17 protein-coding genes are annotated in these 15,286 nt (G+C 54.8%); 9 read left to right on the top strand and 8 right to left on the bottom strand.

What is annotated here, in order from left to right; genetic code table 11:
• Positions 1-52: 52 nt before the first annotated feature.
• Both nadD and ACGHAD_RS13630 read right to left on the bottom strand, forming a co-directional pair.
• Positions 53-703, bottom strand: a complete 651-nt coding sequence (gene nadD / locus ACGHAD_RS13625) for a nicotinate-nucleotide adenylyltransferase (protein WP_382418124.1) — start codon at positions 701-703, stop codon at positions 53-55.
• A 36-nt stretch (positions 704-739) separates the two neighbouring features.
• Positions 740-2,005, bottom strand: coding sequence for a glutamate-5-semialdehyde dehydrogenase (locus tag ACGHAD_RS13630; RefSeq protein WP_382418122.1), 1,266 nt, complete (start codon positions 2,003-2,005; stop codon positions 740-742).
• Positions 2,006-2,350: 345 nt separating this feature from the next.
• Between ACGHAD_RS13630 and ACGHAD_RS13635 the strand changes: the two genes are divergently transcribed.
• From ACGHAD_RS13635 to ACGHAD_RS13645, 3 genes are read left to right on the top strand one after another with little or no spacing between them, the layout of a single operon-like run.
• Positions 2,351-2,653: a PepSY domain-containing protein gene (locus ACGHAD_RS13635; protein WP_339615886.1), complete on the top strand. Its 303-nt coding sequence runs from the start codon at positions 2,351-2,353 to the stop codon at positions 2,651-2,653.
• Between the two features lie 25 nt (positions 2,654-2,678).
• Positions 2,679-3,371, top strand: coding sequence for a response regulator transcription factor (locus ACGHAD_RS13640; protein ID WP_339615885.1), 693 nt, complete (start codon positions 2,679-2,681; stop codon positions 3,369-3,371).
• Position 3,372: 1 nt separating this feature from the next.
• Positions 3,373-4,749: an ATP-binding protein gene (locus ACGHAD_RS13645; RefSeq protein WP_382418119.1), complete on the top strand. Its 1,377-nt coding sequence runs from the start codon at positions 3,373-3,375 to the stop codon at positions 4,747-4,749.
• A gap of 15 nt (positions 4,750-4,764) precedes the next feature.
• Here the strand turns inward: ACGHAD_RS13645 and galE are convergent, their stop codons facing one another.
• The 3 genes from galE to ACGHAD_RS13660 form a co-directional block, all read right to left on the bottom strand.
• Entirely contained in the window at positions 4,765-5,796 is a 1,032-nt protein-coding gene (gene galE, locus ACGHAD_RS13650; protein WP_382418117.1) for a UDP-glucose 4-epimerase GalE, read from the bottom strand.
• Between the two features lie 182 nt (positions 5,797-5,978).
• Positions 5,979-6,662 carry a TorF family putative porin gene (locus ACGHAD_RS13655; RefSeq protein WP_382418115.1) on the bottom strand — a complete coding sequence of 228 codons (684 nt, stop codon included), beginning with the start codon at positions 6,660-6,662 and terminating at the stop codon, positions 5,979-5,981.
• A 266-nt stretch (positions 6,663-6,928) separates the two neighbouring features.
• The gene (locus ACGHAD_RS13660; RefSeq protein WP_382418113.1) at positions 6,929-7,810 is read right to left on the bottom strand and encodes a DMT family transporter; all 882 of its coding nucleotides are present in this window, start codon (positions 7,808-7,810) and stop codon (positions 6,929-6,931) included.
• A 373-nt stretch (positions 7,811-8,183) separates the two neighbouring features.
• Here ACGHAD_RS13660 and ACGHAD_RS13665 point away from each other — a divergent pair, with 373 nt between their 5' ends.
• The 4 genes from ACGHAD_RS13665 to ACGHAD_RS13680 all read left to right on the top strand — a co-directional run bounded on the left by ACGHAD_RS13665 (position 8,184) and on the right by ACGHAD_RS13680 (position 12,321).
• A complete protein-coding gene (locus tag ACGHAD_RS13665; RefSeq protein ID WP_382418111.1) occupies positions 8,184-9,425 on the top strand; it encodes a multifunctional CCA addition/repair protein in 1,242 nt (413 codons plus the stop codon).
• Positions 9,422-10,162, top strand: coding sequence for a pteridine reductase (locus ACGHAD_RS13670; RefSeq protein WP_382418109.1), 741 nt, complete (start codon positions 9,422-9,424; stop codon positions 10,160-10,162). Before ACGHAD_RS13665 ends, ACGHAD_RS13670 begins: the two co-directional genes overlap by 4 nt.
• Before the next feature lie 30 nt (positions 10,163-10,192).
• Complete coding sequence (locus ACGHAD_RS13675) at positions 10,193-11,158, top strand: magnesium transporter CorA family protein (RefSeq protein WP_339615878.1); 966 nt, start codon at positions 10,193-10,195, stop codon at positions 11,156-11,158.
• 122 nt (positions 11,159-11,280) lie between these two features.
• Complete coding sequence (locus ACGHAD_RS13680; protein ID WP_382418107.1) at positions 11,281-12,321, top strand: hypothetical protein; 1,041 nt, start codon at positions 11,281-11,283, stop codon at positions 12,319-12,321.
• A gap of 34 nt (positions 12,322-12,355) precedes the next feature.
• Here ACGHAD_RS13680 and folK read toward each other — a convergent pair whose 3' ends face one another.
• From folK to tsaD, 3 genes are read right to left on the bottom strand one after another with little or no spacing between them, the layout of a single operon-like run.
• Positions 12,356-12,871, bottom strand: coding sequence for a 2-amino-4-hydroxy-6-hydroxymethyldihydropteridine diphosphokinase (gene folK, locus ACGHAD_RS13685; protein WP_339615876.1), 516 nt, complete (start codon positions 12,869-12,871; stop codon positions 12,356-12,358).
• Positions 12,868-13,227, bottom strand: coding sequence for a dihydroneopterin aldolase (folB, locus tag ACGHAD_RS13690; RefSeq protein ID WP_339615875.1), 360 nt, complete (start codon positions 13,225-13,227; stop codon positions 12,868-12,870). The genes folK and folB overlap by 4 nt, the downstream gene beginning before the upstream one ends.
• Positions 13,228-13,247: 20 nt before the next feature.
• Positions 13,248-14,294, bottom strand: coding sequence for a tRNA (adenosine(37)-N6)-threonylcarbamoyltransferase complex transferase subunit TsaD (gene tsaD, locus ACGHAD_RS13695; RefSeq protein WP_382418603.1), 1,047 nt, complete (start codon positions 14,292-14,294; stop codon positions 13,248-13,250).
• A gap of 256 nt (positions 14,295-14,550) precedes the next feature.
• Here tsaD and rpsU point away from each other — a divergent pair, with 256 nt between their 5' ends.
• On the top strand, positions 14,551-14,766 hold the full coding sequence (gene rpsU, locus ACGHAD_RS13700; RefSeq protein WP_041524939.1) for a 30S ribosomal protein S21: 216 nt from the start codon (positions 14,551-14,553) through the stop codon (positions 14,764-14,766).
• Between the two features lie 63 nt (positions 14,767-14,829).
• Complete coding sequence (locus ACGHAD_RS13705) at positions 14,830-15,282, top strand: GatB/YqeY domain-containing protein (RefSeq protein ID WP_382418104.1); 453 nt, start codon at positions 14,830-14,832, stop codon at positions 15,280-15,282.
• Positions 15,283-15,286 lie beyond the last annotated feature (4 nt).

Raw genomic sequence — 15,286 nt, forward strand, 5'->3', positions numbered from 1 at the left:
ACCTATTTATGTTTCGTAAAGTGCGTGTGTAAATCCAAAAGGAACGCGCGACTTAACAGTCGTCTCGCGCTCCGTAAAGTTGTTGCTCGGCAATATAGCGGCGCACCGACTCGGGCAATAAAAAGCGCGTCGACAACCCCGCCGCCGTAAGTGTGCGAATTTCAGTGGCACTGATATCCAGCGCCCGTATATCAAGGTGCACCACAGCCCCGGCAGGCGCGGCAGATAACGCTTCGGCCCCGGCGCTGTAGATGCGATCAAACTCGGCCAGCTCGCCACCAGCTGGCAACTGATACCCCGGACGATTCACCACCAACAAATGGGCAAACGCCAACAGCTCGCGCCAGCGGTGCCACTGGGGCAACCCCAAATAGGCATCCAGCCCCATCACTAACGTCAGGGAGCACTCGCCGCCGCGTTCGGCGCGCAGCTGCGACAAGGTGTCAACCGAGTAAGACGCGCTACCGCGCACAAGCTCCCGGTCGTCCATTTGCAAACTGGGGTTGCCGGCAATACCCAGCGTCACCATCTGTGCGCGCCGAGCACTGGCCACCCCGGGATCAGCCCGGTGCGTTGGGATATGGCAAGGCACCAGGCGCATCTCGTCAAACCCCAGCTGCTGCACTAGATCCAGCGCCAAGCGTAAATGGCCGTTGTGCACCGGGTTAAAGGTACCGCCAAAAATGGCGACTTTTTTTCTCACAGCAAAATAACTCGCAACCTGCTAGCGTCCCCCGGCCTAATGACGAATCTGGCCATCGCCAAAAACGATCCATTTTTGCGAGGTTAACCCTTCTAGCCCCACTGGGCCCCGGGCGTGGATTTTATCGGTCGAGATACCGATTTCGGCGCCCAAGCCGTACTCAAAGCCGTCGGCAAAGCGGGTCGAGGCGTTGATCATGACCGAGCTGGAATCCACTTCGGTAATAAAACGCCGGCCGCGGCTGTAATCTTCCGTCACGATAGATTCGGTATGCTGCGAGCTGTAACGAGCGATATGATCCATCGCCTCTTCCAGCGATTCCACGATTTTAATAGACAGCACCGGTGCCAAGTATTCGGTCGCCCAATCCTCGTCGGAGGCGGCGTTGGCGGTAACAAGCGCGCGGGTTTTTTCACAGCCGCGCAGCTCGACGCCCTCGGCACGATAGGCATCAGCCAGGCGTGGCAAAATTGCCTCGGCTACCGCCGCATCCACCAATAGCGTCTCCATCGCGTTACACACACCGTAGCGGTGAGTTTTGGCGTTTAGCGCAATGGCAAAGGCTTTGTCGAGGTCAGCTTTGGCATCAATGTACACATGGCAAATACCGTCTAAATGCTTGATGACCGGCACCGATGCCTCACGGGAGATCCGCTCGATTAGGCCTTTGCCGCCGCGCGGTACAATCACATCAACAAACTCCGGCATAGTAATCAGCGCGCCCACGGCCGCACGATCGGTGGTTTGTACCACTTGCACGCAGGCCTCGGGCAACCCCGCCGCCCTAAGGCCACGGGCAATACACTCGGCAATTGCGCGATTGGAGTGAATCGCCTCACTGCCGCCACGCAAAATAGCCGCATTACCCGATTTAAGACACAAGCTCGCGGCATCGATGGTCACATTGGGGCGAGACTCATAAATAATGCCCACCACGCCCAATGGCACGCGCATTTTTCCCACTTGGATACCACTGGGGCGGTAGCTCATATCGGTAATTTCACCGCAGGGATCAGGCAGCGCCGCGACTTGGCGCAAACCTTCGATCATGCCATCAATCGTGGCGGGCTTCAGCGCCAAGCGGTCCAGCAGCGCCGCGTCCAAACCATTCTCGCGGCCGGCGTCTAAATCTTTGGCGTTTTCTGTGGCAAGCGTGTCGCGCGCGGCATCAAGCTCACGCGCCATTGCTTGCAGCGCTTCGTTTTTAACACCGGTGCTGGCCGCTACCAGCGCCCGCGAGGCGGCGCGCGCTTCGCGCCCGACCTGAGTCATATACTCTGCTACCGAAACAGTATCCAACATGCCGTAAACCTGTCTTTTAAAATATGCGGGAAAATAGCGGCGATTATACCTGTTTACACAGGTATTTTGCGGGTTTTGCCACAAAAGCGGGCATATTTAAACCGGACGCGAGAAAAACTTGTGTATCCAGCGCCGCCAAAGCGCATCAAGCCCATTATTTTCAGCGCCGGTTCAGGCTCAGCGGGCTACTCTAGGGTACTGCTAAATAGTTACATTAACCTTCGGACTCATAATGCCAGCCAATATTGCGCCCACCAACCACACCAGCGTCATCTGGCGAGCTTTCGAACTAAGGCTAAGGCACAGTACAATGGTCTTTCACACTCACAGCGCTGACCACAGACTATGATTCGACTCATTTGCATTATCGCGGGCCTGTTACTCGCCACTTCAATGGCCGTCGCCGCGCCGGGCGCACCCACTCTAGCGGGCCACCTTGCAAACCCGGTTGCCGCGGGCAGCGCCCAGTGTGCCATCAGCGCCGCCAAAGCAGGCCAAATTGCCAGCAAGCTATACGGCGGTAAAGTGATCGACGTAAAACAGGTAAGCGTACAGGGGCGAGCGGCGTTTCGAGTCAAGCTACTGCAAAGCAACGGCCGCATCCACTCGGTGCTTATCGACGCAGGCAACGGCCGGCCACTGCAATAACCACTCAAACCACAAGGGATGCTTTATGCGCTTACTGATTGTCGAGGATGACAGCGCACTGCGCACTGAGCTGGTCCGCCAGCTAAGCGTGGAAGGTTACGCGGTCGATGGCGCCAGTGATGGCCGCGATGGCCTGTTTATGGCCAGCGAATACGATTATGACTTGGCAATTATCGACCTTGGCCTGCCCGAGATTGACGGCCTTAGCCTAATCGCCCAGTTGCGTGCCAATGGCCGCGATGCGCCCGTTTTGGTACTCACCGCTCGCGACGCGTGGCAGGACAAAGTCAAGGGGCTTGAGGCCGGCGCCGATGATTACCTTACCAAGCCGTTTCACCCCGAGGAGCTGCGCGCACGAGTACAAGCATTATTGCGCCGCGCTCACGGCGCCGCGCAAAACCGGTTGGCGTTTGGCCCTTTAAGTATCGACACCGATGCCAAAACCGTCGCCCTCGAAGAGCGGCCCATCGAGCTCACCAGTTACGAGTACAACACCTTACTGTATTTAGCGCTCAACGCCGGAAAAACGCTGTCCAAAACCGAGCTCACCGAACACCTTTACGCGCAAGATTACGACCGCGACAGCAACGTCATCGAGGTATTTATTGGGCGGCTGCGCAAAAAGCTCGACCCCGACGGCAGCCTCACCCCCATCAGCACTCTGCGCGGTTTGGGGTATCGCTTTAACCTAACCCCCAACTCAAGCCGAGAGCCTTAACGTGGCGCGCGCCACCCTTAAGGCTCGGCTGCTGATTGGCTCGCTATTGGTATTGCCAGTGGTGCTTATAATCGCCGGGGTCGCGCTCGATCGCGCCTACCGCAATAGCCTGGAGGCCGCCGAACAAGTGCGGTTAGAGCGCTACTTTTATTTACTGTTTAGTCTGGCTGAGCTTAGCCCAACCCACAACGGCGTGCACCTAGAGCTACCCGAGACACTTATAGAGCCCGACCTTGAGCAGAACACCTCAGGCATTGCCGCGTTTGTGTACAACACGCACAGCCATCTAGTCTGGCGCTCCAACTCCAGCCGCCTACTCAGTCCCGCACCGGGCTTTGCCGATTTTTCGCCTCAGTGGCGCCCCGGCCAAATGCACTTTCGGCGCAGCAAGATCGGTACCGATCACTACTTTTTTGCACAATTTGACACTTTATGGGAAGACGATCGCGGCATTACTCACCCATTCCGTTTTGCCATACTGCACGACACCGACAGCTTTCGGCTCGCCCTAGCCGCCTACCGCACCCAACTATGGCAGGGGCTGGGGCTGGTCGCGCTGGCGCTGCTCGCCACTCAAGTACTATTGACCGGCTGGGCCCTTGCACCTTTGGCCCGCTTGGCGCAGTCTTTGGGTTTAATGCGCAGCGGCGCCAGCCAAACGCTTATAGGCCATTATCCGCGCGAGATTCAACAAGTGGTCGACAGGCTGAATGAAGTATTATCGCGTGAGACCCAACTGCGCGCGCGCTATCGCAACCGGGTTAATGATTTAGCCCACAGTCTAAAAACACCGCTGGCGGTACTCAAAGCCACCAGCGACAGGGAAGACTATCAACAACACGTTAATCAACAGGTGGAACGCATGGAAAAAGTCGTCCGGTACCAACTGCAAAAAGCGGTAAGCGAGCACGCCGGTAGTGGCTCACAAATACCGCTACGGCTAACGCTTGAGCGCCTAGCCGATTCGCTTAAGAAAATTTACCGGGACAAAGGTTTAAGTATCAATCTCGACGTACCCGCCGATATCGCGTTTATCGGCGACGAGGAAGACTTAATGGAGTTGGCCGGCAACTTATTGGACAACGCATGCAAGTACGGCGACGGCACAGTAACCGTGACCGCGCACCTAAGTGATCAATTACTTACCATGCAAGTGGACGACAACGGCCCGGGCATCACCGACACTATGCGCAACAGCTCGATGGAGCGCGGCAAGCGACTTGACACCGCTATGCCCGGCCAAGGTATCGGGCTGGCGGTGTGCGCCGACATCGCCTGCAACTATGGGGGCAAGTTGACTATCGGCCACTCACCGTTGGGCGGCGCCCGCTTTGAACTGGCACTACCCGGCGCCACACTCGCCTCCCCATCACCCTAACGGGCAGTGCTAATGTTAAACGTAGCCGTCGGGGTTATTGCTCTGCCAGCGCCAACTGTCCTGCATCATCTGCGCTAAGTCTCGCTCGGCACGCCAACCAAGCGCCTCGCAGGCAAATGCCGGGTCGGCATAACACTGTGCAATATCTCCCGGGCGACGGGGCAATACTTTATAGGCAAGGGTTTTGCCGCACGCCTGCTCAAACGCGCGCAACACCTCTAATACCGAGCAGCCAATACCGGTACCAAGGTTATAAGCGCGACAGCCAGGCGGCAGCGGCAGCGATCTAGTTAACGCCGCCACATGACCGGCCGCCAAATCCACTACATGAATATAATCGCGCACGCCCGTACCATCGGGGGTCGCGTAATCATCGCCAAACACCTGCAAAAACGGGCGCTTACCCACCGCTACTTGTGCCACGTAGGGCACTAGATTATTAGGAATACCCGACGGGTCTTCACCGATACGGCCGCTCTGGTGCGCGCCCACTGGGTTAAAATAACGCAACAGCGAGATATTCCAGCCCGACTCCGGAGCGGCGGCCACATCCTCCAGCATTTGCTCGATCATTAACTTACTGCGGCCGTATGGGTTGGTGGCACTGCGGGGAAAGCTTTCGTCGATAGGTACGCTGGCCGGATCGCCATACACGGTTGCCGATGAGCTAAAAATTAAATTCCGTACCCCGGCCTCGGCCATCGCCTCGCACAAGGTTAAAGCGCCAGCGACGTTATCGCGGTAATACGCTAAGGGGATTTGTGTCGACTCACCCACGGCTTTTAAACCGGCAAAGTGCATCACAGCTTGAATATTATGCCGCGCAAACACATCCGCTAAAGTAGCACTGTCATTAATATCCAGCTCGTAAACCGTTGGTCGCACACCGGTTATCTCGGCAATGCGATCTAACACCAGCGGCTTGCTGTTGCAAAAATTATCGACAATCACCGGTGTAAAGCCCGCTTCAATCAACGCCACACAAACATGGCTACCTATGTAGCCGGCGCCGCCGGTCACTAACACCTCTGTATCCTGCGGGGACATAAGCCGCACTCCTTAGCCTAACTATAGAGACGGGATTATCGCATATTGCCAATACCAAGGGAGGCGGAAAAGTACAGACAAAAAAAGGGGCAAACCGAAGTTTGCCCCGACAGCTTCATGCTCGCTGTGATATCTGTTAAGCGGAACAGATTTTTTGTCTGGCTTGCTTAAAATTCACATACTTAGAATTCGATAGGCAAACTCAGGGAAACAACCACTTTGGCATCTTCATCTACTGTGCCATCGACATCATCGACCGGAATACCCAAGGTAAAACTCAGGTTGTCGTTAAACGAGTAACCCAAATCTACGTGCGAGTAATCATCTTCGTGCAAACCGTAAGTTACACTGAACTTGTCAAAAGTTGCACCTATAGTGGCATACCAATACTCATCCAAATCTGCCACACCGTGATAGTAGGTCAAAGCAACAGGACCAAATCCCACGGAGCCAACAATTTCAGTTAAATCGCCAATATCTGGAGAGCCATCGATAATCACTTCGTTACCGGCGTCATCCAAGTATGTCTCATTCGGCGCGCTGGGGTAGTTGTAGTTCCATACACTGATGTCGTAGCTAAAGCTGCCCGCTTCACCGCCGTAACCTACGTACAAATCGTACTCGGTCCCCTCAGACGCATCACCAGAAGAAGCCCACACACCACCGTACAAACCGCCCGTGCTAACGGTTAAGTCACCTGAAATAGCCGGATCGCCATTACCCAAGTCATAACCGCGCCAGTAGTACATGTTGGCTGCCCCCACCGATGCCGATACTTCAGCATTGGCAACCGGTGCAAACGCGCTCAAAGCAAGGGTTGACGCGGCAACGGCACTAGCCAGTACTTTTTTGTTAATCATCTTCATGAAATCTTCCTCTAGTTTCTAATGGCAACTGTTTTTTAAGGTAGCTCCCGATTCTGTCGCAGGAGTCCCGTAGCCGTCGATAGCACACCGATACAGCTTGCGATGCTAATAGCGAAGACCGCGCCAACTTGTAATTTCACTTAGAAATCATAGAGATAGAAGATTTCACGGGCAGCCAGAGCAAACCTTAGCAACCACCCAAGCACCAAGCCTGTGCATTTATTAAAGCGGCGCGATAGGCACAGCACCAATATAGCGCACCACCATTACCTATGCTTTGGGTGGCGCCGAAATGGCAATAAATCGAGGTAGAGGACCAGCGCGCAAAACACCAATGCCGTCCCTATAAGCGCTTCGGTACTCAAGCGCTCACCCGCCAATAGTGCGCCGCTGCTCAGGGCCAGTATCGGCGTTATTAAGGTAATCAAGGACACCACCGAGGGCGACAAACGCGACAGCACAAAAAAGAACAGCGTAAAGCCCAGCAGAGAACCGCACAGTGCTAAATAGACAATGGCCGCCACCGCTTGGGTGGGCAACGCCGGCATGGGCGCATCGGCCAGCCACCAAAATGCAAGCAACCCGGGCATAGCAAACAACAGCGAGCCAGTGGTCTGGTTAAACGCATCGACGCTAGTGCGCTGCGCTTTTAACAGCACGCTACTGGTCGAGAACAACACACACGAACCCAAAATTCCGGCAATGCCTATGGCCGCCCCCTCATCCAGCGCCAACTGACTGCGAAAAATCACCCCCAGCCCTAGCACTGCCAACACCAACGCACATAAGCGCTGCCGGTTAAACGGATTATCTTTAAGGATAAAGGCAGACAACACACCCGTTACAAACGGCGACAACGCAAAAATCACGGCAATTAACCCCGAGGGAATAAACTGCGCCGAGTAATACACCAAAGGCATATTGGGAAAGATACCGAGCGAGGCAAATAAATACACCCAGACAGCCCCCGGGCGATCAAACAAGCGCCGGCCAAGCAGCGCGTTAATCACCAGTGCCACCACCAACGCCAGCAGCATGCGCGACAACACCGCCGCCATAAAATGGCCCGAACCGTTGCTCCAGACAATGGCGAGAGGCGTGGTGCCCCAAATAAGCACCACAAGAATATAGGCGATCAGTACCGGCATGGTTTTTCCCTCACAGTAAAAGCCGCCCCGTCCATCGGCGCGACGTACCGCAAAACCACCAAAGCCTTAAACGAAAAAAGGCCGCAGTGGAGTGCTGCGGCCTTTAAGAAACAAAGTGTTGTTAATCTAGCTTTAACATCTACTCACCTGCTCTTTAACACCGCAACAGCTCGCCGCAACCGCTAGCCAGACTCGGCGCAGTGCAATACAGACGGGGTTTGCGATCAACAAGTGCAACATAAACAACATCACAAATAGATTAAGCGTTTAACTCTACCTTCAAGGGACGCGGCAAACAAGCATAAAACGCGCATTTCGTTAAGAAATTGTCTACCATGGACGCCTCCGTATAAACCAATGAGCAACCGACGTAATGCAAGTGTATTTAGTGGGCGGCGCCGTGCGCGACAAACTGCTAGGTTACCCCTACCACGAGCGCGACTGGGTGGTGGTAGGCGCCACCCCCGAGGCAATGCTCGCCCAAGGCTTCACTCCGGTGGGCAAAGACTTTCCCGTATTTTTACACCCAAACACCAAAGAGGAATATGCCCTCGCCCGCACCGAACGCAAAACCGCCCCTGGCTACACCGGCTTTGCCTTTCACGCGAGCCCAGACGTCAGCCTAGAAGACGATTTGATTCGGCGCGATCTCACCATCAACGCCATTGCCGAAGACGAACAAGGCAGACTATCTGACCCCTTTAATGGCGCGCAAGATATTCGCGATAAAAAACTGCGGCATGTCTCTGACGCCTTTAGTGAAGATCCGGTACGCATCCTGCGCACCGCCCGCTTTGCCGCGCGCTATCACCACTTAGGTTTTACTGTCGCCGAGTCGACCATGGCCCTGATGCACGCCATGGTCGAGGACGGTGAAGCCGATCATTTAGTCGCCGAGCGCGCTTGGAAAGAAATGTCGCGCGCGCTGGGCGAGCGCAATCCCGAGGTGTTTTTTACCCTACTAAAAACCTGCGGCGCTCTGGCTAAAATATTACCCGAACTCAACCGACTGTTCGGTGTACCGCAACCGCCCGAGCATCATCCAGAAATCGATACCGGCGAACACAGCTTAATGGTTTTGCAACAAGCGTGTCGGTTATCGACCGACACCTGTGTGCGCTTTGCCGCCTTGGTGCACGATTTAGGTAAAGGCGAGACACCGCCGGACAAATGGCCCCGCCACATTAACCACGAGCAATTGGGTCTACCGCTTATTAAGACGCTGTGTAAACGGCTTGCAGTGCCCAACGATTGCCGCGACTTGGCACTCCTGGCCGCGCAGTTCCACACCCACGTGCACCGCGCCTTTGAGTTGCGCCCGGCCACAGTGCTAAAACTGCTAAAGCAAACCGACGCGCTGCGTCGCCCCGAACGGTTTGCACAGCTGTTATTAACCTGCGAGGCAGACTCCCGTGGTCGCACTGGGTTTGAGGCGCGAGATTACCCACAACCTGGCTACTTACATCGCGCGCTGGAGTTGTGTCAAACCGTAGACGTAAAAGCGTTAGTTGCAAAGGGTTACCAAGGTGCCGAGCTAGGCGCCGCCATTGATGCCGAGCGACTACAAAAGCTCGAGGCGTTAAAACAGCAAACAGATAAGGAACGACAAGCATGAGCGAACCCGTGGTATTAATCACCGGTGGTGCTCGCCGCATCGGCGCGGCCACCGCACGCGGCTTACACGCCAAAGGCTGGCGCGTTATCGTGCATTATCGCAGCTCGAGCCGCGCGGCCGAACAGCTCATCGGCGAGCTTAACCAGCAGCGCGCGAACTCGGCGCGGGCGTTAGCCGCCGATCTGACACAACTCGATGATGTCGGGTCATTAGCGCACGCGGCTATTAATGAGTGGGGACAGCTCGATGCGTTAATCAACAACGCCTCTACTTTTTATCCTACCCCTATCGGCAGCGCGACTGAACAACAGTGGGATGACCTGATTGGCAGCAACCTAAAAGCGCCGTTTTTTCTCGCGCAGCATTTGTGCGAGGCGCTAACAAAAACATCGGGCGCCATCATTAATATCGCCGACATTCACGCCGACCGACCACTGAGTGAACACTCCTTGTACTGTATCGCCAAGGCCGGCAACGTTATGCTAACCAAATCATTAGCGCGCGAGCTTGCCCCCGGGGTGCGAGTAAACGGCGTAGCCCCCGGCGCCATTATGTGGCCAGAGGACAGCGCCGAATTAAGCGATACCGCAAAAGCAGCCATTGTTGATAAAATTGCGCTAAAACGGGCTGGTGCTGCCGACGATATTGCCCGTACTATTGATTTTTTACTGAACGATGCACCTTATATTACCGGCCAAATTATCGCTGTGGATGGCGGCCGAACCCTCAGCAACTAACTCGCTACACGCAAGGCTAAGGATACCACTATGATAAAAACCCTCCGACTCACAACCGATGGTCAAACACAGTACGGCGGCGTCGAGCAGATAGACGCTTGGCGTGCAGACGACAGTGGTTACCTGTGGATTGATATCGAAAGTGAAAATATCGAAGATGAGAAAGCGCTGCTATTAGCCCAGGGCTGCCACCCTCTCGCCATTGAGGACGCACAGCGCAAACGCCACCCACCCAAAACCGAAACCTTCGACAATCAAGTGCTGATTCTGTATCGCGGCATTACGGATTTTGACGAAGAGCTAAACGTCAGCCAGGTACCCATCGCACTGTTTGCTGAAGAGCGCTGCTTAATCAGCATTCACCAGGGCCGCTCAATCAGTATCGAGAAAAACTGGAACAACCCAGATATCGACTTACTGCGCCAACCGGCGCTGCAAGCGGTGCGAATCATGCACTACTCTGTAGGCCGCTACTTAGAGGCGGTTCTCACCTTTGAGGCCCGCATTAACGATCTTGAAGACATGATGCAAGAGCGCCCCAATGACGAACTAATGCGCTCTTTAATCGCCTTTAAATCGCGGTTGCGCAAACTAAAGCGTACCTTCAATTATCATGAGCGCGTCGCAACCACACTACTGCATGAAACACCGGATGTGTTTGCACAACAATCCCCCGACATCGGCCACGCTCTGCAAGATTTATTTGATCGTTGCGAACGCGTTAACAGCCTTTCCGCCATGTACTATGAAATCTGTGGCGATCTTATTGAGGGTTATTTATCGCTGGCATCGCACACGCTAAACAACACTATGCGAGTGCTTACGGTAATTACAGCGATTTTTGTTCCCCTGACGTTTGTCGCGGGCATTTACGGCATGAACTTTGACTACATCCCCGAGCTGCACTACCGCTATGGTTATTTTATCGCCATGGGATTGATGGCAACCATGGGTGTGGCCTTGCTGGGGCTGTTTAGAAAGCTGCGCTGGTTATAATAAAAAGCTACATTAACAATACGGCCTATAAAACCCGCTGGCCGTATTGTTAAGAGCCAAAAAAACTCTAAACGTGGCCCACTGTGACAACCGATAAAAACACGGCAAAACGACGCGCCCCAATGTTGTGGCTAGCAATAATACTGACCGCCATAGCGGCTGTGGGGCTGCCGCAAACCCTGCACGCGGACTACTATCGCCCGGCCAATACCGGCGCGGATGCGCTATACTCACCACTAAACAGTTTTTCTCACTATACCTTTGATACCTTGCAGCTACCGGATAACTTCGATCAACACAACATCGATCACCGTTTTAGCACACTGTTTGACAACCTTACCCACCCAGACGCCGCCATCAACAGCGAAGGCGGCTGGGGGCGTTTTATCAACCGCCAGATTCTGCCCTACGACACAGAGCACTCCAGCGACTGGCCTACCGCGCTCCCCAATTACGCTTTACATTTGTTTGGTGGCGGTATCGTTTATCGGCGCGACTTAGAATACTACCGAGCCCACCAATACGCCCATCCGCTATGGGCAGCCGTCGGCACCGCGATGGCCGCCGAGCTGGCACAGGAGGCAATAGAGAAAAAAACCTCCGCCGCCGACGACCCGGTTGCCGATGTTTTTATTTTTCGCCCTTTGGGCATCTGGCTGTTCTCGGATGACCAGCGCGCAGAATACATCGAAAAGAATCTCAAGCCGGCCGTTTGGCCGCACTTGATTCTCTACGATCCCAGCAATGATCAGTTACGCAACACCGGCATCAGCTACGTGGTGCGCCCGCAACTTCTCAGTCACGGCAATACGGAGCTATTTGCTTACATGGGCATGAATAATCTGGTGGGGCTATCACATACGCTGGCCAGCGGTAACACCTTGTCGTGGGGTGTGGGCGCTGCCATCACGCGCATTGCGTTTCCCAATGGCGAGCTAAACTATAAAACCCGCCCCAGCGTCGGGCTCTTTGGTGATCGTAACGGCAACCTTTTGTGGTCAGCGATTTACAATGGCACCGAGGATTTAAAACTGCGGGTTAATATTTACCCGTGGCAAAATCAACCGATAAAATTTGGCGTGGCTCTTGGCGTGACCGATGATCAACGCGGCTGGCTTGGTGTTACGCTTAACATGCCGCTCGGCTTGGGGGCAGGTTTTTAACCGGCCGCTTACCACCGCACAGCTGCCATAACGACTAATAACGACAGGGCAGCGTCAAGTCTCGCCAGACAAAATCAATAGGCCACAAATGCTGACGGGATTTATCGTAACCGTGCCACAGCTGCGCATAGCTTTGCTCCAGCTCTGGGTGAATCGTTTTCGGGGCAAGCTCCGCTAACGGCTGCAAGACAAACGCGTTTTTGGTGATCTCATCTCGCGGCAACTCAATGCCGGCGGTGGTGCCAACAAAATCACCGTACAGCAAAATATCAATATCCAGCGTGCGCGGGCTAAACTTAGGGCCGTCGCGATTGCGGTCGTTATCGTCCTCTATTTGCTTAAGTCGGGCCGACAGCTCGGCAATATCAAGCTCGCTGTGAATACCCACCACCAAATTTAAAAAGTGGCTGCCCTCAAAGCCAACGGACTCGCTTTCGTACACTGTCGAGATATCCAGCTCACCAAACTCATCGGCCAGCGCATCAAGCGCGGCACTAATGTGGCGATAGCGATCAATATTACTGCCAAGACTTAAATACACAGGCTTCATGCCGGTTTTTCTCCGCGCTCGATGATTAAACCCACATCCCGCGCACCGCGTAAGGCACCTGGCTTACTGAGCCGCAAGCGGAGCCAGGGCACAGCAAACTCCTCGCGCACCAAGGCAGCGATTTCTTCAGCGAGCGACTCAACCAGCAACGCATCGCGCCCTTCGACGTAAGCGATAATACGCTTAGAGACAGCCTTATAATTGAGCGCATACTGAATGTCGTCCGTTTCGGCCGCGCGGCGAATATCACTGGCCATTTCGATATCAAGGCTAACGGTTTGACGCACTTGGCGCTCCCAATCGTAAATGCCAATAATGGTCTGAATCTCAAGGTCGCGTATATAAACAATGTCCATCGGGTTCTCTTTATTCACCTTTAAGCAGAGGTACTTACATCAAGCGGCGGCAAAGTATCCAGCGGCCAGCGCGGGCGCACATTAACCGCGAGCGACTCACGCTGCCCTGCCGCCAAGCGCTGCGCGCCGGCGTACGCGATCATAGCGCCGTTATCAGTACAAAACTCGTGACGTGCGTAAAACATCTCGGCACCTATTTTGCCAAGCGCTCGCTCTAGCTCCGCGCGCAAACGGGTGTTGGCCGATACGCCGCCGGCAATCACTAAACGCTTTAAACCAGTGGCCTCCAGCGCCCGGCGGCATTTAATCACCAAAGTCGAGACAACAGCCTCTTGAAACGCGCAGGCAATATCGGCAGAGGTTTGCTCATCGGGCAAGCCATCGGCGCCGGCGTATTTGGCCACGGTATTTAAGGTGTAGGTTTTTAAGCCCGAGAAACTAAAGTCTAGCCCCGGACGGTCAACCATAGGGCGTGGAAAGCTAAATCGGCCAGGGGTGCCGCGCTCCGCCAAGCGCGCGATATGCGGCCCACCGGGGTAGTCCAAATCGAGCATTTTAGCGGCTTTATCAAAAGCTTCGCCGGCGGCGTCATCCAGCGACTCACCCAATAACTGGTAGCGGCCGATACTCGCAACACTCACCAGCTGAGTATGACCGCCAGACACCAGCAGCGCCACAAACGGAAACTCCGGCGGGCTGTCCTCCAGCATAGGTGCCAGCAAGTGGCCCTCCATATGGTGCACCCCCACCGCCGGAACATCCCAGGCATAGGCCAAGGCGCGGCCAACGCTTGCTCCCACCATCAAAGCACCGACCAGGCCGGGGCCTGCGGTGTAGGCAATACCATCGATATCCGCTGCGCTGCAGTTAGCATCGGCCATTACTTCGCGAATCAGTGGCAGTATTTTGCGCACGTGATCGCGCGAGGCCAGCTCGGGCACCACCCCGCCGTATTCGGCGTGCACGGCCACCTGCGAGTACAGGCCATGGGCCAGCAGGCCGCGCTCGGTGTGGTAGACGGCCAGACCCGTCTCGTCGCAGGAGGTTTCAACCCCCAATACCAACATGGGTTTAGTCACGAAGGGCTTACTCACAAAAGTTATCTCAAAATCCGGGTTAAATAGAGCCCCACTGGGCCCATTTTTGCCGCTATCATATAGGCCAGACACGGTCGGGGCCAGCAACCAACCAAAAAACTCCCGCGATTCGATAAAAAACCCGCCTCGGGTGCTTGCAGGCATCTGGATAAGTGGTTAGAATCTGCGCCCCTTAGAAGTTGAGTCATTTCAGGGCCGCTGGCCTTTATTAACCAAAGGTAAAAACATGCCTTCAGTAAAGATTAAAGAAAACGAGCCGTTTGACGTCGCTCTGCGTCGCTTCAAACGTTCTTGCGAAAAAGCAGGCGTCTTAGCAGAAGTTCGCAGCCGCGAATTCTACGAGAAGCCCACCGCTGTTCGTAAGCGCAACATGGCGGCCGCCGTTAAGCGCCACGCCAAAAAAGTACAGCGCGAATCACGTAAGTTTCAGCGCCTGTATTAATGGCGCCTGCTGCTAAGCCAAGGCTTTGCAGCAGCTAGCTCTCAGAGAAAGACAGGGTCTATTATGGCAGTTTCTGCAATGAAAACCCGCATCAATGACGAGCTTAAAACCGCCATGCGAGCCAAAGAAAAAGCTCGCGTGGCGGTTTTGCGTCTGGTGATGGCAGAATTTAAGCGTATCGAGGTCGATGAGCGCATCGAGCTTGACGACGCCCGCGTACTTGTTGTTTTAGATAAAATGCTAAAACAGCGCCGCGATTCTATCGAGCAATTCGACAGCGCCGGTCGCGCCGAACTAGCCGACCAAGAGCGCGCCGAAAGCGTCATTATCCAAGAATTCTTACCACAACCACTCAGCGACGCCGAGTTGGATGAGATTGTCGATAAAGCCATTATCCAATCGGGTGCCAACGAGATGCGCGACATGGGCAAGGTAATGGGCCTAATTAAGCCGCAAGTACAAGGCCGTGCCGATATGGCCGACGTTAGCCGCCGCATCAAATCGAGCCTTGGGTAGTCTG

This window comes from Gilvimarinus japonicus (assembly GCF_042847215.1).
Lineage (GTDB): Bacteria > Pseudomonadota > Gammaproteobacteria > Pseudomonadales > Cellvibrionaceae > Gilvimarinus > Gilvimarinus japonicus.